General features: G+C 63.3%; 20 protein-coding genes. 8 read left to right on the top strand and 12 right to left on the bottom strand.

Annotated features, from left to right (window positions below; all coding sequences use genetic code 11):
- Positions 1-154: 154 nt before the first annotated feature.
- The 3 genes from BW979_RS19405 (at position 155) to BW979_RS19395 (ending at position 2,365) form a co-directional block, all read left to right on the top strand.
- Entirely contained in the window at positions 155-418 is a 264-nt protein-coding gene (locus BW979_RS19405) for a DUF2790 domain-containing protein (protein ID WP_047228959.1), read from the top strand.
- A gap of 178 nt (positions 419-596) precedes the next feature.
- Positions 597-1,808 (top strand): cytochrome c biogenesis protein DipZ, encoded by a 1,212-nt coding sequence (locus tag BW979_RS19400; RefSeq protein WP_047228960.1) that lies wholly within the window; start codon positions 597-599, stop codon positions 1,806-1,808.
- A 227-nt stretch (positions 1,809-2,035) separates the two neighbouring features.
- Positions 2,036-2,365: a hypothetical protein gene (locus tag BW979_RS19395; RefSeq protein WP_047229012.1), complete on the top strand. Its 330-nt coding sequence runs from the start codon at positions 2,036-2,038 to the stop codon at positions 2,363-2,365.
- Between the two features lie 8 nt (positions 2,366-2,373).
- On the opposite strand, the gene BW979_RS19390 is transcribed toward BW979_RS19395, so the two are convergent.
- Complete coding sequence (locus BW979_RS19390) at positions 2,374-4,254, bottom strand: sigma-54-dependent Fis family transcriptional regulator (protein ID WP_076385206.1); 1,881 nt, start codon at positions 4,252-4,254, stop codon at positions 2,374-2,376.
- Between the two features lie 361 nt (positions 4,255-4,615).
- Between BW979_RS19390 and BW979_RS19385 the strand changes: the two genes are divergently transcribed.
- The 5 genes from BW979_RS19385 to BW979_RS19365 all read left to right on the top strand — a co-directional run bounded on the left by BW979_RS19385 (position 4,616) and on the right by BW979_RS19365 (position 9,982).
- Positions 4,616-5,689, top strand: coding sequence for an ATP-NAD kinase family protein (locus BW979_RS19385; RefSeq protein ID WP_076385204.1), 1,074 nt, complete (start codon positions 4,616-4,618; stop codon positions 5,687-5,689).
- A gap of 2 nt (positions 5,690-5,691) precedes the next feature.
- A complete protein-coding gene (locus tag BW979_RS19380; protein ID WP_047228963.1) occupies positions 5,692-6,669 on the top strand; it encodes a thiamine pyrophosphate-dependent dehydrogenase E1 component subunit alpha in 978 nt (325 codons plus the stop codon).
- Between the two features lie 35 nt (positions 6,670-6,704).
- The gene (locus BW979_RS19375) at positions 6,705-7,721 is read left to right on the top strand and encodes an alpha-ketoacid dehydrogenase subunit beta (RefSeq protein ID WP_047228964.1); all 1,017 of its coding nucleotides are present in this window, start codon (positions 6,705-6,707) and stop codon (positions 7,719-7,721) included.
- Entirely contained in the window at positions 7,721-8,833 is a 1,113-nt protein-coding gene (locus BW979_RS19370) for an acetoin dehydrogenase dihydrolipoyllysine-residue acetyltransferase subunit (RefSeq protein ID WP_047228965.1), read from the top strand. Before BW979_RS19375 ends, BW979_RS19370 begins: the two co-directional genes overlap by 1 nt.
- 84 nt (positions 8,834-8,917) lie before the next feature.
- Positions 8,918-9,982, top strand: a complete 1,065-nt coding sequence (locus tag BW979_RS19365; protein ID WP_230682633.1) for a 2,3-butanediol dehydrogenase — start codon at positions 8,918-8,920, stop codon at positions 9,980-9,982.
- Positions 9,983-10,037: 55 nt separating this feature from the next.
- Here BW979_RS19365 and BW979_RS19360 read toward each other — a convergent pair whose 3' ends face one another.
- The 11 genes from BW979_RS19360 to BW979_RS19310 form a co-directional block, all read right to left on the bottom strand.
- Complete coding sequence (locus BW979_RS19360; protein ID WP_047228967.1) at positions 10,038-10,544, bottom strand: DUF6644 family protein; 507 nt, start codon at positions 10,542-10,544, stop codon at positions 10,038-10,040.
- The gene (locus BW979_RS19355; protein ID WP_076385202.1) at positions 10,544-10,894 is read right to left on the bottom strand and encodes a DUF6152 family protein; all 351 of its coding nucleotides are present in this window, start codon (positions 10,892-10,894) and stop codon (positions 10,544-10,546) included. The genes BW979_RS19360 and BW979_RS19355 overlap by 1 nt, the downstream gene beginning before the upstream one ends.
- Positions 10,895-10,920: 26 nt before the next feature.
- A complete protein-coding gene (locus BW979_RS19350; RefSeq protein WP_076385200.1) occupies positions 10,921-11,475 on the bottom strand; it encodes a DinB family protein in 555 nt (184 codons plus the stop codon).
- 177 nt (positions 11,476-11,652) lie between these two features.
- Positions 11,653-12,570 (bottom strand): dihydrodipicolinate synthase family protein, encoded by a 918-nt coding sequence (locus BW979_RS19345; RefSeq protein WP_047228970.1) that lies wholly within the window; start codon positions 12,568-12,570, stop codon positions 11,653-11,655.
- An 87-nt stretch (positions 12,571-12,657) separates the two neighbouring features.
- Positions 12,658-13,686 (bottom strand): trans-3-hydroxy-L-proline dehydratase, encoded by a 1,029-nt coding sequence (locus tag BW979_RS19340; protein ID WP_076385197.1) that lies wholly within the window; start codon positions 13,684-13,686, stop codon positions 12,658-12,660.
- 115 nt (positions 13,687-13,801) lie between these two features.
- Entirely contained in the window at positions 13,802-14,524 is a 723-nt protein-coding gene (locus BW979_RS19335; RefSeq protein WP_047228972.1) for an amino acid ABC transporter ATP-binding protein, read from the bottom strand.
- The gene (locus BW979_RS19330) at positions 14,517-15,167 is read right to left on the bottom strand and encodes an amino acid ABC transporter permease (RefSeq protein WP_076385195.1); all 651 of its coding nucleotides are present in this window, start codon (positions 15,165-15,167) and stop codon (positions 14,517-14,519) included. Before BW979_RS19330 ends, BW979_RS19335 begins: the two co-directional genes overlap by 8 nt.
- Positions 15,168-15,176: 9 nt before the next feature.
- Entirely contained in the window at positions 15,177-15,842 is a 666-nt protein-coding gene (locus tag BW979_RS19325; protein ID WP_047228974.1) for an amino acid ABC transporter permease, read from the bottom strand.
- 3 nt (positions 15,843-15,845) lie between these two features.
- Positions 15,846-17,612 carry a cis-3-hydroxy-L-proline dehydratase gene (gene lhpI, locus BW979_RS19320; protein ID WP_076385193.1) on the bottom strand — a complete coding sequence of 589 codons (1,767 nt, stop codon included), beginning with the start codon at positions 17,610-17,612 and terminating at the stop codon, positions 15,846-15,848.
- A 10-nt stretch (positions 17,613-17,622) separates the two neighbouring features.
- Positions 17,623-18,441: an ABC transporter substrate-binding protein gene (locus BW979_RS19315; RefSeq protein WP_047228976.1), complete on the bottom strand. Its 819-nt coding sequence runs from the start codon at positions 18,439-18,441 to the stop codon at positions 17,623-17,625.
- A gap of 232 nt (positions 18,442-18,673) precedes the next feature.
- Positions 18,674-19,423, bottom strand: a complete 750-nt coding sequence (locus BW979_RS19310; protein WP_076385191.1) for an AraC family transcriptional regulator — start codon at positions 19,421-19,423, stop codon at positions 18,674-18,676.
- Positions 19,424-19,503 lie beyond the last annotated feature (80 nt).

The raw sequence follows: 19,503 nt of genomic DNA, 5'->3' as shown, positions 1-19,503 counted from the left end.
GTGTATCTGGCGCGCGGCGGATACACAGGGATTCAAAAAGCCGCGTTGCCCGATACAGACGCGATACCTCACGGGCATTCAATGGCATCCATCGAGGCGGCACAACACGCCCCGGCCGAAAAACACACCCATAGAATGCATCGAGGATACCGCCATGAACACCAAAGCCGTCTACGCCGCCTGCCTTTTCGCCGCGCTGAACATCTGCACCTTGTCGGCTCGGGCCGAGAGTCACGTCCAGGCTCAGACCTACGCCTATGGCACCCACCTGGATATCCAGAAGGTCCTGTCCCTCAGCGAGGATCCGACCCCGGCCTGCGGCGTGGTGAATGCCCGCATGACCTACCTCGACTCAGCGGGCCACAAGCAGGCGCTGGACTATCGCAAGCTGGCTGACAACTGCAGCAACCAGAACTGACTCGCCGTGGCAGCCAACCTGTGGCAGTAAATCTGTGGGAGCAAAGCTTGCTCGCGATGCAGGCGCCTCGATTCCTGGCAATACCGCGTCATCGTTTATCGCGAGCAAGCTTTGCTCCCACAGAGGCGCCGCCCGATTTGGTGTGTTCAGTCTATCTACCTACCGTTGAGGTGTTGCCATGCTTTTGATCGCTTTTCTGGGCGGGATCCTGACGATCCTCAGTCCCTGCATCCTTCCGGTGGTGCCGTTTCTGTTTGCCCGGGCCAATCGCTCACGGGGCTCGGTACTGCTGACGCTGGCCGGCATGGTGCTGACGTTTGCCCTGGTTTCGAGTCTGGCGGTGGTCAGCAGCGAGTGGGTGGTGCGAGCCAGCAGCGTTGGCCGGCAAATCGCTCTGTGGGTGATGGTGCTGTTCGCCTTGTCGCTGATGTTCAGCCGGGTTGGTATATGGCTGGCGCGGCCGCTGGTGAGCCTGGGCAACCGTATCGATAACGGCGCCGGACGGATGGCCGGGCCTGTGGGCTCGGTGCTGATCGGGGTCGCCACCGGGCTGCTCTGGGCGCCGTGCGCGGGGCCGATACTCGGGGTGATTCTGACCGGGGCCATGCTGCAAGGCGCGAGCGCTGAAACCAGTCTGCTGCTGCTCGCTTACGGGCTGGGCAGTGCCTTGTCGCTGGGTGTGCTGATCCTGGCCGGGCGCGGATTGGCCGACCGCCTCAAGCTGTCATTGCCGATCACCACCTGGCTGCGCCGGGGTACCGGTGTCGTGGTATTGCTGGCAGCCGTGGCGATTGGCACGGGTGCCGATGATCGCCTGTTGGCCAGTACCTCCTCCCAAGGGGCTGCGACCCTGGAGCAGGGGGTACTGAAGAATGTGCCCAAGGCCATCGATTACCTGGTCGAAAAGGCGAGCGCGGCCCCCCTGGAATCGCTTCAGCCTCAGGGCGAGATGCCATCCCTGGAGGGCGCCGTGCAATGGTTGAACTCGCCACCCTTGAGCAGCGAGTCACTGCGGGGCAAGGTGGTGCTGGTGGATTTCTGGACTTATGACTGCATCAACTGCCAGCGCACGCTGCCCTATGTGAACGATTGGGCGCGCAAGTACGAGAAGGAGGGGCTGGTGGTGATCGGCGTGCACACACCTGAGTACGGCTACGAGAAAATCATCGACAACGTGCGCGAGCAGGTTCGCAAGCTGGGGATCAACTACCCGGTGGCCATCGATAACCAATATGCAATCTGGCGCGCTTTCAACAATCAGTACTGGCCAGCCCACTACTTCATCGATGCCAAGGGTCAGGTGCGCTACAGCCACTTTGGCGAAGGGCGGTATGCCGAGCAGGAACGGGTGATTGAGCAATTGTTGGAGGAAGCCAAGGCCAGCCAGTAACCCGTGGCAAGGGAGCTTGCTTGTGGCGAAGGGATCTGTGGGAGCAAGGCTTGCCCGCGATAGCTGCACCGCGGTCGAACAACTGAACCGCGTTATCGTTCATCGCGGGCAAGCCTTGCTCCTACAGATAAATCCCTCCCCGCAAGGAATTGCGTAGCCGTGCTGGCCCCTTGCTCTTTCCAAGGTTGTCAAACTTCTTTTATTTCAGAAAGTTGGGCGACAAACCTATGCGGATTTCTATGTGGGTCGTGGTGACGTGTCTCTTGGTCGCCGTTTCGCTTGAGGCTCAGGCAAAGGCCCTGACGAAAAACCAGCAGTCGGTGTGCCGTTGGGGTTCGGACATTGCCGCCGGCGCCCAGGCGTCGAAGCTTTCCGGGATCACCTTGTACGGCGCGCGTAAAAGGTTGCAGGTGCGCAAGTTTCCCCGGCCGTGGATGCGCATGACCGCCCTGGGCATCACCGAACAGACCTATAACAGCGCTTCACGTCTCAAGCCCGCGGCCATCAAGCAGACCTACTACGAACAGTGCGTGCGGCATGCGCTGGCGCGAAGATAAGCGTTGGTTCACGCCGGGCTTCTGCCGGGCATTTCGATGCCATGCAGGTGAACCCTTCGATACAGGGTCGCTCGGGAAATGCCCAGCGCCCGTGCAGCGGCGGTGGGCTTCCAGCGATGCCGCACCAGCGCATCGAGCAGCATCTGACGCTCCGGGCTGGCGCTGGGTTGTGGTGCGTCCATAGGCGCTTGTGTGCAGTGCAATGACTCGGGCAGGTGACTGAGCTGGATCACACTCGCCTCGCTCACCGCGCAGGCGTAGCGCAGCACATGGCGCAACTGGCGGATATTGCCCGGCCAGTGATAACCGAGCAGGCATTCCAGGGCTGCGCCGCTCAATTGCGCCATCCCCCCGCACTGCGCCGATTCCTCATCCAGAATGCGGTTGATCAACGCCAGCCGGTCACTGCGCTCACGCAGCGGTGGCAGTTGGAAGCGGGCGCCGCCGAGGCGAAAGTACAGATCCTCGCGAAACCCGCCGGCGGCAACTAATGTCTCCAGATCGCGGTGGGTGGCGCAGATCACCTGAATGTCCACGGCCCTGCGCCGTGACGCCCCCAGTGGCGCCACTTCACCTTCGGCCAATACCCGTAGCAGGCGCGTCTGCAAAGCCAGCGGCATGTCACCGATTTCATCCAGAAACAGTGTGCCGCCATCGGCTTGTTGCAGCAGGCCCTGCATACCTTTCGCCGAGGCCCCGGTGAAGGCCCCGGCAACGTAGCCGAACAACTCGCTTTCGATCAGGCTTTCGGGAATCGCCGCGCAGTTCAATGCCACGAACGGCCGGTCACGGCGCTGGCTGGCCTGATGCAGTTGGCGGGCAAATACCTCCTTGCCGGAGCCGGTTTCGCCCTGGATCAGCACCGGCAAGTTGCGATCCTTGACCCGTACCGCCAGACGCAGGCTGTCGGCCAATCGAGGATCCAGCTCCACCGGGGCCATGGCAACCCGGGGGCGCGGATTGGCCCGCTGTCGCGGCGCACTCAGGCGACCATGCAAAGGCGACTCGATGCCGGGGCTGGACAGCGGATACAGACGCTCGTCGCGGGCTCGGTGCAGCAGTTGCTGGTCGAACACCTGGCTGATGTGTTGCGGCAGTTGGCCGTAGTGCTGCAGCAGGTATTGGCGGGCTGCGGGGTTCAGGGCTTGCAGGCAACCGTCGTCGTCCCAGGCGAACAGCAAGTCCGGCTGGCTGTCGACGTAGCCGGCGTTGCGATGGGCCCGCAGCACCCAGTAGCCCTGGGCGCTGCTCATGAAAAACGCCTGTTCGATTTCCCGAGCGCTCTGGACCACCATCTGCCGGATCAGGTGCTGTGAGCGTCGATCATCCGGTGAACGCACCGCCGAGACATCCAGAACCCCGAGCAACTGCCCTTGCGGGTCGAAAACCGGCGCGGCGGAGCAGGTCAGGCCGATGAACGCCGCCCGGAAATGATCGCGCTTGTGCACCGTCACCGGGGCTTTGGCCGTGAGCACCGCCGCCACGCCGCAGGTGCCTTCTTCCCCCTCCGACCAGCAGGTGCCCAAGTACAGCCCGGCCTTGCGGCAGTCATTGCGAATGGTGGTTTCCACCCGGTAATCGATGGTCTGGCCCTGGGCATCGGTGAGCAGCACGCAGTAGTCGGCATCCCGCACCCGACCATGCAGCCGGGCGACTTCTTCGCTGGCGATATTAAGGAACAGTTCCGAGCGCTCGCGGCATTGCTTGAGCACGTCCTGGGACAGGATGCGCGGGCCCTGCAGCGAACCGGGGTCCAGATGATGTTGCTCCATGGAGCGACGCCAGGAGTCGAGGATCAGGTCCGGGACGGGCAGCTGTGGCAGTTGCGCCGCGTTTTTCAGTACGCGGCTGACGCAATCCACATGCGCCCGGGAGTGAGCGGAAAGCATACGGGCCTCCGTTTCAGCTTCTTATCGTTGTGCGCTCATTAAGCGCCGTTCGTTGTGCGCAGACAAGCTCGGCGAGCCGCACCGGCAAGTGTGAGACGCCACGTCTCACGGTCTCGCCAGAACCTCGTGCAGGCTGACATGTCGCGTCTCACAGCGCGTGGGTGGATTCCCTCGGAGGAGGCGCTGCGAGGGCTCTGTTCCGGGCCTTTCGCCGGTTCTATCGGTATCTGGCACCGCCCTTGCTCTAGCGTCTGCAACCGACCCGTTCGGACTGCCAATAATAAAAAACGAGGTGTCCCATGTCTCTGCACCGAGGGTTTTGCTGCCCAGGTCGTCCATCTACTCAACTGCCGGTGGCGCCATGAGTCGCCGTCCACTGACCGTGGGCATCATTGCCAACCCGGCGTCGGGGCGCGATGTGCGACGCCTGACCGCCAACGCCGGGTTGTTTTCCAGCACCGACAAGGTTTCGGTGATCCAGCGGCTGCTGGCCGCCTTTGGTGCCACCGGTATCGAGCAGGTCCTGATGCCGACCGACATGACCGGCATTGCCGCCGCGGTGCTGAGGAACAGCCACAGCCGCCAGGCGCGCAGCAGCCATTGGCCGGCCCTGGAATTTCTCGACCTGACGCTGCGCCAGACCGTCGAAGATACGCGTCAGGCCGCCCGCCTGATGGCAGAACGCGAGGTGAGCCTGATCGCCGTGCTGGGCGGCGACGGCACCCACAAGGCCGTGGCCGCCGAAGTCGGTGATATCCCGCTGCTGACCCTCTCCACGGGCACCAATAACGCCTTCCCCGAACTGCGCGAAGCCACCAGTGCCGGATTGGCCGGTGGGTTGTACGCCAGCGGCCGGATACCTGCGCAGATCGGCCTGCGTCGCAACAAACGCCTGTTGGTCTGCGATGCCGGACGCGGTTTGCGCGAAGTCGCCCTGGTGGACGTCGCCGTGTCGCCGCTGCGCTTTGTCGGCGCCCGGGCCATCAGTCGGGCGCAGGACCTGGCCGAGGTGTTCGTGACCTTCGCCGAGCCGCAATCCATCGGCCTGTCGGCGCTGTGCGGCTTGTGGTTCCCGGTGTCACGCCAGGCGGCGGGTGGTGCCTGGATGCGCCTGGACCCGCAATCGCCCGAAGCGTTGCTGGTGCCGCTGGCCCCTGGTCTGTTGCAAGGCTGTGGCGTGCTCGCCGCCGGGCCCCTGGAGCCTGGCATCGCCCATGGCCTGTCGCTCTCCAGAGGCACCCTGGCCCTGGACGGCGAACGGGAAATCGAATTCAACGCGCAGGACCGGCCCACGGTCACCCTCGATGCCGGCGGCCCGCTGAGCATCGATGTCAACGCGGTGCTGGCCTACGCCGCGCAACAGCGTTTGCTGGCCATCGGCCGCGAACACCCGCAACACCCTCTGAATCTTCAAGAAGACACCCCAGGAGAATAAAAATGTCGACACCGCTCACCCACGATCAACTGCTGCACGCCTATCAGGTGATGCGCACCATCCGCGCTTTCGAAGAGCGCCTGCACGTGGAGTTCGCCACTGGCGAGATTCCCGGTTTCGTCCACCTGTATGCCGGCGAAGAGGCGTCGGCCGCCGGCGTCATGGCCCATTTGGGCGATGACGATTGCATCGCCTCCAACCACCGAGGCCACGGTCATTGCATCGCCAAGGGCGTGGACGTGTACGGGATGATGGCCGAGATCTACGGCAAGAAGACCGGCGTCTGCCAAGGCAAGGGCGGCTCCATGCACATTGCCGATTTCGAGAAAGGCATGCTCGGCGCCAATGGCATTGTCGGGGCGGGCGCGCCCCTGGTGGTGGGCGCCGCGCTGGCCGCCCGGCTCAAGGGCACCGACAGCGTCGCCGTGGTGTTTTTCGGTGATGGTGGCTCCAACGAAGGCGCGGTATTCGAAGCCATGAACATGGCCTCGGTGTGGAACCTGCCGTGCCTGTTCATCGCTGAAAACAATGGCTACGCCGAAGCCACCGCGTCCAATTGGTCGGTGGCCTGCGATCACATCGCCGACCGCGCCGCCGGTTTCGGCATGCCCGGGGTGACGGTGGATGGCTTTGACTTCTTTGCCGTGCACGAAGCCGCCGGGGCCGCCGTCGAACGCGCCCGTGCCGGGGAGGGGCCTTCGCTGATCGAGGTCAAGCTGACCCGTTACTACGGCCACTTCGAGGGCGATGCCCAGACTTATCGGGCACCCGACGAGGTCAAGCATTTTCGCGAGAACCAGGATTGCCTGATGCAGTTTCGCGAGCGCACCACGCGGGCCGGATTGCTCACCGTCGAGCAGTTGGACCAGATCGACAAGGAGATCGAGTTGCTGATCGAAAACGCCGTGTACAAAGCCAAGTCCGATCCCAAGCCCACCGCGGCGGACCTGCTGACCGACGTCTACGTCTCCTATCCCTGAACGCTCTTCATAAAACAAGAACAGAGAATCCCATCATGGCGAGAAAAATCAGCTATCAGCAGGCAATCAACGAAGCCCTGGCCCAGGAAATGCGCCGCGATTCCAGCGTCTTCATCATGGGCGAGGACGTCGCCGGTGGTGCCGGCGCGCCCGGTGAAAACGACGCCTGGGGCGGTGTGCTCGGTGTCACCAAGGGGCTTTACGACCAGTTTCCCGGGCGTGTGCTGGATACGCCGCTGTCGGAAATCGGTTACGTCGGCGCGGCGGTCGGGGCGGCGACCTGTGGCGTGCGCCCGGTGTGCGAACTGATGTTCGTCGACTTCGCCGGGTGCTGCCTGGACCAGATCCTCAACCAGGCGGCGAAGTTTCGCTACATGTTCGGCGGCAAGGCCTCCACGCCGCTGGTGATCCGCACCATGGTCGGCGCCGGCTTGCGTGCCGCCGCCCAGCATTCCCAAATGCTCACCTCCTTGTGGACGCACATTCCGGGGCTGAAAGTGGTGTGTCCGTCATCGCCTTACGACGCCAAGGGCCTGCTGATCCAGGCGATCCGCGACAACGACCCGGTGATCTTCTGCGAGCACAAATTGCTCTACAGCATGCAGGGCGAGGTGCCGGAAGAGCTCTACACCATTCCCTTCGGCGAGGCCAATTTCCTGCGCGACGGCAAAGACGTGACCCTGGTGTCGTACGGGCGCATGGTCAACACCGCGATGGACGCGGCCCGCAGCCTGGCCGGGCGCGGCATCGACTGCGAGGTCATCGACCTGCGCACCACCAGCCCGATGGACGAGGACAGCATCCTGGAAAGCGTCGAGAAAACCGGGCGCCTGGTGGTCATCGATGAGGCCAACCCACGCTGCTCAATGGCCACCGACATTTCCGCGCTGGTGGCGCAAAAAGCCTTTGGCGCGCTCAAGGCGCCGATTGAAATGGTCACCGCGCCCCATACCCCGGTGCCGTTCTCCGATGCCCTGGAAGACCTGTACATCCCTGACGCGGCGAAGATCGAACAAGCCGTGCTCAACGTGATCGAGTGGAGCAAGCGCTGATGAGCCAGATTCATACCCTGACCATGCCCAAGTGGGGCTTGTCGATGACCGAAGGCCGGGTCGATGCCTGGCTCAAGGAGGAGGGCCAGGCCATCACCAAGGGTGATGAAGTGATGGACGTGGAAACCGACAAGATTTCCAGCAGCGTCGAAGCGCCGTTCTCCGGGATCTTGCGGCGGCAGGTTGCCCGACAGGACGAAACCCTGGCGGTCGGCGCCTTGCTCGGGATTGTCGTCGACGGTGAAGCGAGCGATGCCGAGATCGATGCGGTCATCGAGCAGTTCCAGTCGTCCTTTGTGCCCGGCGACGCTGCCGACGAAGACAGCGGCCCGAAACCGCAGAAAGTCGAACTGGATGGCCGGGTGATCCGCTTTTTCGAGCGTGGCGAAGGCGGCACGCCGCTGCTGCTGGTGCATGGTTTCGGCGGCGACCTGAACAATTGGCTGTTCAACCACGAAGCACTGGCGGCCGGGCGTCGGGTCATCGCCCTGGACCTGCCGGGCCATGGCGAATCCGCCAAGACACTGCAACGCGGTGACCTGGACGAACTGAGCGGCGTGGTGCTGGCCTTGCTCGATCACCTGGACATCAACGCTGTGCATCTGGTGGGGCATTCCATGGGTGGGGCGGTGTCGCTGAACGCCGCGCGCCTGATGCCCCAGCGAGTGCGGTCGCTGACCTTGATCGGCAGTGCCGGGCTGGGCGCGCAGATCAATGGCAGCTACCTCAAAGGTTTTGTCGAAGCGGCCAACCGCAACGCCCTCAAGCCGCAACTGGTGCAACTGTTCTCCAATGCCGAGCTGGTCACCCGGCAGATGCTCGATGACATGCTCAAGTACAAGCGCCTGGAGGGTGTGGACGCTGCGCTGTTGCAACTGTCAGCGACGCTGTTCGCCGACGGCCGCCAGCAGGTGGATTTACGCGAAGTGGTGCAGGCCGGCCACGTCCCGACGCTGGTGATCTGGGGCAGCGACGACGCGATCATCCCGGCGGTCCACAGCGATGGGCTGAGTGCCCAGGTCGAGGTGCTGCCCGGCCAGGGGCACATGGTGCAAATGGAAGCGGCCGAGCAGGTCAACCGGTTGATCCTCGGGTTCATTGAGCAGCACTGATCAAGCGGGCGGCGCGGTGATTCGTCGCCCCTACAAAATTCTGGAGGCAACGCTATGAACGTTTCAATCAAGCCTACCCGCAGCATGCGCGCCGCTGTCTGGCATGGCCGCAACGACATCCGCGTCGAAGACGTGCCGCTGCCCGTAGCGCCGCCCGCCGGCTGGGTGCAGATCCGCGTGCAGTGGTGCGGCATCTGTGGTTCTGACCTGCATGAATATGTGGCCGGGCCGGTGTTCATTCCGGTGGACGCGCCGCATCCGCTGACCGGCATCAAGGGCCAGTGCATCCTCGGCCATGAGTTCTGCGGTGAAATCGTCGAATTGGGGGCTGGTGTCGAGGGCTTCAGCGTCGGCGAGCCGGTGGCGGCCGATGCCTGTCAGCACTGTGGCACCTGCTATTACTGCACCCACGGGCTCTACAACATCTGCGAAAACCTGGCGTTCACCGGGCTGATGAACAACGGTGCGTTCGCGGAGCTGGTCAATGTGCCGGCCAATCTGCTTTACAAACTGCCTGCCGATTTTCCCGCCGAAGCCGGCGCGCTGATCGAGCCGTTGGCGGTGGGCATGCATGCGGTGAAAAAGGCCGGCAGCCTGTTGGGCCAGAACGTAGTGGTGGTCGGCGCCGGTACGATCGGCCTGTGCACCATCATGTGCGCCAAGGCCGCCGGCGCGGCGCAGGTGATCGCCCTGGAAATGTCCGGTGCGCGCAAGGCCAAGGCCCTGGAAGTCGGGGCCAGTCATGTGATCGATCCGAACGAGTGCGACGCCCTGGCCGAAGTCCGTCGTTTGACCGCTGGTCTGGGGGCCGACGTCAGTTTCGAGTGCATCGGCAACAAGCACACCGCCAAACTCGCCATCGACCTGATCCGCAAGGCGGGCAAATGTGTGCTGGTGGGGATTTTCGAGGAACCGAGCGAGTTCAACTTCTTTGAACTGGTCTCCACCGAGAAGCAGGTACTTGGCGCGCTGGCCTACAACGGTGAATTCGCCGACGTGATTGCCTTCATCGCCGATGGGCGCCTGGACATCTCGCCGCTGGTGACCGGGCGCATCCAGCTGGAGCAGATCGTTGGCCAGGGGTTCGAGGAACTGGTCAACAACAAGGAGCACAACGTGAAAATCATCGTGTCACCCGCACGGATCTGAGCGCGCCTGAGGTGGGCGATTGGCGATGGCCGGCAAGGCCATCGCACTTTTTATCTCAGGTATAGGCCAGCAAGCGCCCACACAACACCACCGTGAACCATATCGCCACGGACAGCACCGCCTGCGCTTTTGCAAGTCCTGGTGCCGCGCTGGCGGTGTTCCATTGGCTGACCGTGCGATAAATCCCGAGGTGAAACGCCAGGGCGTTGAGGCCCGCCGCCGCAATCAGGCACAGCTTGAGGATAAACACGCCATTGCCGGCGAAGTCATGGGGATGGGCGCTGAACATCATCAAACCGGCGGGTACGATCAACAGCAGGGCCGCAAGGGCCCAGGGCAGTAGATGGCGGGCCAGCGCCGTCACGGCAATGTCCTTGGACACCCCAAGCACCCGCAAATCGAACATCACCACCGCGCCCACCAACAGCGAAAACCCGATGATGTGCACCACCTCCACCAACGGGTAGAGCCACAGTTCGCCGCGCATGGCCAGCGCCAGGGACGAACCTTCCAGTTGGTCCAGCCAGCCCTGCGGGTCGTTGCCTGCCTCGATGGCCTGCATCAGCGCAACTCGACGGTCTTGTTGTCGACGGTGATGCGTTCTGCGCGCAACTCATCGGGTTTGTTGCGGTTTGCATAGCCGACCACGCCCACCTGGTTGCCAGGCTTGAGCATGTCCTTGCTCAGGCCTCGGTTCTCCATGCGTGACGGCGGGGCGAGCACCACGGTCCAGGTTTTGTCCGCCGTTTTCAGGCGCACGAAGCCATGGGGATGCGAATAGCCGGATTCTTCTATCGTTCCGTTGAGTTGCAGGGTGTTGTCAGTGTCGTACTCGCTCCAGCCGTGATGGGCCAGGGCTGTCGTTGCCATCAGCATCAACGATAAGCCGATGCAACCGAGTATGTGTTTCATGGCAGGTCTCCTGTTGGATCATCGGTTCAGCCCGGCAGGTAGTTGCGCCAGACGCGGTCTTCGCCGAGCTGCAGTGACTGCTCGTCTTCTTCGCGAAACCTGTGGTCGCAGTCGAGGAAGAACTCATCGAGTTGCGGCGGCTTGACGTGGGTGGCACTGAGCATGGTGTGGACCTGTCCGCGATGATGGATCTGATGTTCGAACAGGTGCAACAGCAGTCGGTCGATTCGTTCGCGCACCACCTCGTCGACACGCACCAGATCGACGGAGCGGGCGAGGTCGGTTTCCCGCAGGGCTTCGCAGAATGCCACCAGTCGCTGGTCGGTTTGAGTCTGGTTGTGCAGCAATTGGGCAAAGGCCAGGGTCTCGGAAAAATCCTTTATCTGGCCGTCACGGTCGCCTTCCAGGGCGGTGAGGTAATAGCGGTCCACTTCCAGGATGTGGCAAAGCGTGGCCTGGATGGACGGGAAGAACCCCGTGCGCGGTGCCTGGTATTGGGTCTCGCTCAACGGCGCGCAGGCAGTGAGTAGTCGGTGATTGGCCCACTGATTGTTCAGGGCCTGGGCCAGGAAATAGTTCATGGGGCACCTTGTGTGCGAGCTGGCTCACGATGAGGGCGGCACATCCAGCATAGTCGATTCAGACAGACCGCTATCGCGAGCAGGCTCGCTCCCACAGGGATTTGTGGTGAATGTGGGAGCGAGCCTGCTCGCGATGGCGGCGGCGCTATCACCGCCGGTCAGCGCCATGTCCTGCGGTCAAAGCCCCACATCCGGCAACACCGGCCGATTGGCCAGGGCCTTGGCCATGATCTGCTCGACGTACACGCGATCCTCCTCCGGCAGCGCCAGGCGCGGTGGGCGGGTGAGGGCGCTGCCGCGACCGGCGATGGCTTCGCACAGTTTGATGCACTGCACCAGGTCGGCGCGGGCGTCCAGGTGCAGGATCGGCATCAGCCATTCATAGATCGGCATCGCTTCGGCAAACCGTCCGGCGCGGGCCAGGCGGAAAATGGTTTCGCCTTCTTGAGGGAACACGTTGGACATCCCCGAGACCCAGCCTTCGGCACCCACGGCCAGGCTTTCCAGCACCACGTCGTCCAGGCCTGCAAACAACACAAAGCGGTCGCCCACTTCATTGCGCACGTCGATGAAGCGCCGGGTGTCGCCGGACGAATCCTTGAAACACACCACGTTGTCGCAATCGGCCAGGGAAATCAGGATGTCCGGGGTCACGTCATTCTTGTAGATCGGCGGATTGTTGTAGACCATCAACGGCACGTCGGCATGCCGGGCCACGTAGCGGAAATGCTCGGCGGTCTCGAACGGCTTGGAGCCATAGACCAGCGCTGGCATCAGCATCACGCCGTCGACGCCGACCCGGCGCACCGCGTTGGCGACCTTGGCCGCCTGCACGCTGGTGAACTCGGCCACGCCGCAGATCACCGGCACCCGGCCCCGGGCAGCATCCACCGCCACTTCGGTCACGGCGATTTTCTCCTCGGCGCTCAGGGAGGTGTTTTCCCCCACCGAGCCGCAGACCACCAGGCCTGACACGCCATCGCGGATGACGTTGGAAATCACTTGATGGGTTTTTTCCAGGTTGATGGAAAAGTCATCGTTGAACTGCGTGGTGACGGCGGGGAATACGCCGCTCCAATTGATGCGTTTGCTCATGGTTGTCTCCGGTTGTTAATGGTATGTGGCGAGGGAATTTGTGGGAGCAAAGCTTGCTCCCACAGGGGGCGATGCCAATTCAAGAAGTCATGCGCCAGGCCAGGTATCCGAAAGCCGATACCCCTGTGGCCAGGGATCTGCCGGGTCGAGCAGCAACTGATGCGTGCCGGTGATCCACGCGCGCCCAGCGATGCACGGATAAATTGCCGGGCGTCCGGCCACTTCGGTCAATGAATCGATACGGCAGTGGAACTCGGAGCCGATGATCGAGCGGCCGATGAAACGCTCTCCCACTTGCATCAACCCCTTGGCGTGCAACACCGCCATGCGCGCCGAGCAACCGGTGCCGGTGGGGGAGCGATCGATCTTGCCGGGCTGGATCACCACGGCGTTGGCACCGCTGGCGATGCCGTTCTCCAGGACGATGGGCGCGGCAATCTGGCAAAACGAGATATGCGACCAGTCCGGGTTCAACGGATGGACAAAGCCCAGTTGCTCGTTGGCGGCCCGGGTGATTTTCAACCCCACGGCCACCAATTCGGCCGCTTCATCAGGACGGATAGCAAAACCCAGGCGCTGGGCGTCGACGATGACGAAACTGTCGCCGCCGTAGGCAGTGTCCACCTGCAGCGACCCCAGCCCCTCGACTTCGATCCAGGCATCGAGGCGGTCGGCGAAGGAGGGCACGTTCTTGATTTCCACCCGCTGGACTTTACCGTCGCGGCAGTCGGCCACCGCTTCGATCAGCCCGCCGGGCGCTTCGAGGACCAAGCGCGTCTGGGGCTCGGTCATGGGCAGGATGCCGCTATCGAGCAACACAGTGGCGACGCACAACGAGTTGGAACCGGACATCGGCGGTGTGTCGGCCGGTTCCATGATGATCCAGGCCATCTGCGCCCGCGGGTCCTTGGCCGGCACCAGCAGGTTGACGTGACGGAACACGCCGCCACGGGGCTCGTTGAGGACGAAGTTGCGCAGGGTCTGGTCCTGGGCGATCCAGCGTGACTGTTCCCATACGGTGGCGCCGGGCGGTGGTGCGACGCCGCCGACGATCACATCGCCGACTTCGCCTTCGGCGTGGCAGCTGACGATATGGATGATTTTTGATGAGCGCATTGGCTGCTCCTTGGGTTGTCTGGTCGGGCCTCATCGCGAGCAGGCTCGCTCCCACACTGTTTTGCGTACGCCACAGAACCTGTGGGAGCGAGCCTGCTCGCGAAAGGGCCGTCCGCTATTTCACCGACTTGAGAAAAGCCGCCGTCTCCGGCTGCACAGGATTACCAATCACCTGATCCGGCGGCCCGATCTCATGGACCCGCCCGTCGCAGAAAAACGCCACGCGGTCGGACACATCCCGGGCGAAGCGGATCTCGTGGGTCACCAGCACCATGGTCATGCCGTCTTCGGCGAGCATGCGCATGGTGTCCAGCACTTCGCCCACCAATTGCGGGTCCAGGGCCGAGGTGGCTTCGTCGAAGAGCATGTAGTCCGGCGACATCGCCAGGGCCCGGGCGATCGCCATGCGCTGTTGTTGACCACCGGAAAGCTTGCCGGGGAAGGCCTTGAGTTTGTCTCCCAGGCCCACATGTTCCAGCTGTTGCAGCGCCAGCGCTTCGGCCTCCTGCTTGCTTTTGCCCAGCACTTTGCGAGGCGCCAGCATCACGTTTTCCAGCACGGTCAGATGGGGGAAAGCGTTCCATTGCTGGAACACGATGCCGATCTTTTGCCGCAAGCGGTTGAGGTCGGTGGCGCGGTCGTGAACCTCGATGCCGTCCACGCGGATGCTGCCTTTGTGGATCGGCTCAAGGCCGTTGATGCACATCAGCAGGGTCGATTTGCCGGAGCCGGAGCCGCCGATGATCGACACCACTTCCCCTTTGTCCACCGTCAGGCTCACGCCCTTGACCACTTCCAGCTCGCCAAAGGATTTGTGTACGTTCTCGATCTCAATCATTTTCCTGCCACCTTCTTTCCAGACGTGCGCCAAGGCGGGCGACCACCAGGCTCATGACGTAGTAAATGAGGCCCGCGATGCACAGCACCAGCAACGGTTCCTGGATGCGGGTGACGATGGTTTGCGAGGCGCGCAGCAGTTCGACGATGCCGATCCACATCACCAGCGCGGTGTCTTTCATCACGCCCAACACCAGGTTCAGCCAGCCAGGGAATGCGACCCGCGTGGCAATCGGCAGGACGATGTAGCGCAGATCCTGCAGGTAACTCAGGCCCAGGGAGCGACTGGCCCGCCGGGTACTCAACGGCACCGCCAGCACGCCACCGCGCACGATCTCGGTGAAGTAGGCGGCGGCGTAGACGCCGAGCACGATGCAACCGACCGCGAAGGCGCTCAGGTTCAGGCCGACGATGCTCTTGAGGGCGTTGAACAGCACGAACTGGATCAGCAGCGGAACGCTGCGAAACACGTCCAATACCCAGGCCAGTGGCAGGCTGGCCCGCGGCAGCAATGCCCGCAGCAGGCCGAACAGCAAGCCGGCCAGGGAGCCCAGCAGGATCGACCACGCGGTCAGTTGCAGCGTGACCCAGGCCCCGTCGAGCAAGAACAGCAGATCGTTAAGGGTGAGGCTGGTGGTAAACATGACGCGCCCTCAGTAGCGAAACAATCGCCAGGACAACAGCCGGGCCAGCCCGACGATCAGCTTGGCGATCAGGTAATACAGCACCGCCGCGAGGGCGAAGTATTCGAAGGTGCGGAAGGTCTTGACGTTGTATTCCTGGGTGACGCCGGTCAGGTCGTTGTTCAGGCCAACCACCACACCCAGGGAGGTCATCAGCACCGCCCAGACCATCTGGTTGGTCAGCGGGTAGAACACGATGCGCAGCAGTTGCGGCACGATGATCATCCGGTAGGCTTGCCAGGCGCTCATGCCCAGGGAGCGGGCGGCGCGCATCTGGGTACTCGGCACGGCCTTGAGGCCGCCGCGAAAGTTTTCCGCCAGGTAACCGGCGTTGTTGAAGGTGATCCCGGCCAGCAACGCCAGCCAGGAACTGACGTGCAGCCCGAGAGAGCCGAGGCCGAAGTAGAGGATGTAGATCTGGAACAGCGAGGGCGTGTTGCGGGCGATCGACACCCAGCCATTGCCCACGCCGCGCAGCAGCGGATGGCGGGCCTGGCGCATCACCGTCAGCACCAGGGCGATCAGCACGCCGAAGATCATCGACAGCGCCGCGGTCTCGAAGGTGACCCAGGCCCCGGCGAGCATGTCGGGCAGGGCACGCAAGGCCGGGCGCCACTGGAAACTGTAGTCAAACATCGGTCAGGCCCCCATATGGACAGTCGGTTGCAGCCACGTCGGCGGTTGACCGCTGGCCGTTGCGCTGCACGCAGCTTCAACGCACTGCGCAAGGCTGGCGAAGTGCACGCCGCGACCGACCAGACCCGGTGCGTAATGGGCGTATTTGCCGGAGTTGGTCATCAGGGTGGTGGCGCCGGGCGGAATAACCGGCTCGCCCAACATGCACCAGCAGGTGTCGGTGACCAGGAGCGCGCCGAAGGCTTCGATAGCCTGCAGATGGCCCGCTTCGCGAGCCTGTTCCAGTACCGCTCGGCCACAGGTGATCGCCAGCACCACCTCCGGATGTTTGTGGCGGCCTGCGCACAGGGCCGACAGGGCGGCGAATTCGCTGAGGGAAAAATGCGGATTGCCCAGGGAGACCACGTCCACCTGGCGGTGCCGGGCGCTGTTGAGTTCGCGCCAACTGGCGAGCAGGCCGGCAACGCTGACAGTGTCCTGCGGCAAACTGACTCCCGGCTCCAGGACATCGACCGGGTCGAGGGCCTCGGGCGTCACCCCGGCGATGTGGAACAGCGGCGCGGCGCTGGTGGTGGCGAACGCGGCGCCGAAGGCTTTCAAGTCGTCCCGCGTGGGGGCGGCGTGCTCCAGGCCGCGGATCAGTGGAATGCGTCGGCCCGTCAGGCTGCCGATGTGATAACCCAGCAGCGGATAGAAACTGTCGTCCACGGGCCCCAGCGGCGGCACATCGATAATCAGCGCGGCTTTGCGCTGCGCGTCAAGATGGCAGCCGGTCAATGGCGCGCGGCCGCAGAGGGCGATGCAGATGTCCAGGAAGTCCGGGTACTTCTGCGTGCGGGCACCGAGCACGCTGTTGGCGTAGACCACGGCGTTGGATTCGGCCCAGACGATCTGCTTGCCAGGCTTGGGCGCGCTGTCGAGCAGGTAGGGGGCACAAGTGAAACTCAATTGCGCACCCATTGCCATGTAGGCATCCCCCAAGGCGCTGGCCGGCTCACCCAGGGCGGGGTCGACGCCCAGTTCCCGCCAGCGCCGCTGGTCCACGGAGATCGAATTGAGCGTGGTGGGCACGCGCACCTTCGCGCCCCACTGCACCAGTTGTTCGGCAAAACGCAGGCTGGCCGGGCCGGTATAGATGCAGCCATCGATGTGGGCCTGGGTCACATCCAGCAGTTGTGTAGCGCCCTGGATCTGGGCCATGCGCAATACAATCTGCATTGCGACCTGGGCCGCCTTGCCGTGTCTGCCGTCCAGCAGCGCCTGGTCCTGTTGGCTGAGGCTGATGGTTGAACCGCTGAGCGCGGGGGTTGGAAAGTCCAGCCCATGCCAGCCATCGTTGGGGCGCTGACCTGACAAGGTCAGGCAAGCGCCTTCAATGCGCACAAAACCCTGGCCGCGCAACCGCTTGAAGGCCTCGTGCCCGACACACACCACCGGCAGGGAGCGCTGGAAAATCACCTGCGCCACCAGCACGCCCAGGGTCAGGATTTCATCGGCCTCGGCCAGCACCAGGGCCGCAGGGGCGTGGCCGTTGCTGATCAGCTCCATCAGCACGCTGCTGCCGGTGCAGGAGCCACGCCCGCTGGGAATCGCCAGCACGCGCCCGGCCAGGCGTTCGCCGCTCAACGGATGATGGCGGTCAATCACCTCGCCGCTGGCCGGGTCGACCCCGCCCCAGAAACTCAGGCCCACATCGGCGTACAGCAGGGCGCCCTGGGCGGCACCCTCCACCAGACTTCGGCCCGTCACACGGGTAGGCGTGCTTGGCATGCTCCAATCCTCAGTAGTAGACCTGCGGCACCACCAGGTCGGCCGGCGGGATGTCGGTGCCCACCCATTTGACGAACAGCTCCTTGTAACGGCCAGTGCGCACCTGCTGGTTGACGAAGAGGTTGAGGTAGTTGATCAACCCGTACTCGTTGCGCTTGGCGCCAAGGGACACGTAGTCGATGACATAGGGCGCGTTGCCCGCGATTTTCAGGTTCTTGTACTTGCCCGACTTGATGGTCGCGGCCGCCACGGTGTTGGTCACCACGGTCGCATCGATGTGGCCCTGGGCGACGGCCAGCAGCGTGTCGTTCTGCGACTGGTAGGCGCGGAAACTGCCGCTGCCCCAGCTTTTCTGGTCTTTTTCCAGGGCGATGGCTTCGTAGGTGCCGCTGGTGTTACCCAGAGGCTTGCCCTTGAGGTCGTCGTAGCTGTTGATGCCGGTATCGTCGCGGGTCAGCACCACCATCTGAAACGCGAAGTAGGGCACGGTCAGGCCCACGGTCTTGGCCCGCTCCAGGGTGTCGGAGGTGGAGGCGACGATCACGTCCGCACGGCCGGAAACCAGCGCCGGGATCCGGTCCGGGAACGGTGTTTCCACCACTTCGGGTTCCACGCCGAGGACTTTCGCCAGGTCGTGGCAATAGTCCACGTCAAAACCAGCGGGTTTATTGCCAGCGTCACGAAAACCCATGGGCGGGAAGTCCAGGGTCACGGCGCAGCGCAGTTTGCCGGAGCCGATGATGTCGTCGAGTTTGTCGGCGTGAGCGGGGGCGATGAAAAGGGGCGTGAGGGCAACGCTCAGGGCTACAGCCAATGCAGGGTTTTTCATAAATGCCTCGCTGTCGAATAAATGCGGATGAAATATCGTATTGAGGATTTCGTATACGATATTAAATAAAGCAAGCAGCGTGCCGGTTTGAGGTTGAGTCAGTGGTCATTGGTAAGGCTTTGATGTGCATGCATTAAAAGACGTGGAGCTGCGTCAGACGCCGAACAACGCTTGCGTGCGGTGTTACAGATAGGAGCAATCGCAGTCCCCATGCCCCACCAGGGAACACAGGTCAGCGCTGATTTTCGCGATACTGACTGGGTGAAAGGCTGGTCAAGGCGCGGAACTGCCGGCTGAACGCGCTGTGATCGGTGTAGCCGCAGCGCAGGGCGATTTCGGTGATGGGCAGGTCGTGGTCCAGTAACAACCGCGAGGCTTCTTCCAGCCGCGCCTTGTGAATCATCTGCCGGGGCGTGAGCTGGAAGATGCGCTTGCAGTGGCGCTCCAACTGCGCCACCGACAACCCGGCGATAGCGGTCAGGTCGGCAAGGCTGATGGGGTGGGCGAAGTGCTGTTTGATATGGGCATCCACCGCCGCCAGTTTGTGGAACGCAGGGTGACTCGACTGGGGCAGTTGCAAGTCCCGGGAAATCCCGGCCAGGCCGACGATCTGGCCGTTGGGCGCATGCAGGGCGAGTTTATGGGTCAGGCACCACACCGGCTGGTTGCCGTAGTACAGGTGCAGTTCGAGCTGGTCGGCCAGTTCCCGGCCGCTGGCCAGCACCCGTCGGTCCTGCTCGGTGTACAGCGGGCCGAAACGCTCGGGAAAAACCTGCTCGGCAGTGAGGCCCAGCAGGTCAGCGCTTTGTTTGAAGCCGCAACGCCGGGCCAGGGTCTGGTTGACGAAGGCATAGCGGGCTTGCCTGTCCTTGATGAAAAACACCACGTCCGACAGGGTGTCGAGCAACGGCGCGATGGGTTGCAGGCTGTTGAGCAGGGTCGGTAAATCGCAGGGGGCGAAGGAAGTGAGCGTGGGGTACATGGTCCAGCATCGCCTTCTGATGGGAGCGAGCGTGCTCGCGGTAGCGCAGTGTCGATCGAAAATACGGGACCTGTCACCTC

Origin of the sequence: Pseudomonas sp. A214, assembly GCF_900156295.1 — a bacterium.
Lineage (GTDB): Bacteria > Pseudomonadota > Gammaproteobacteria > Pseudomonadales > Pseudomonadaceae > Aquipseudomonas > Aquipseudomonas rhizophila.
This window is presented reverse-complemented; position numbering and strand designations above follow the sequence as displayed.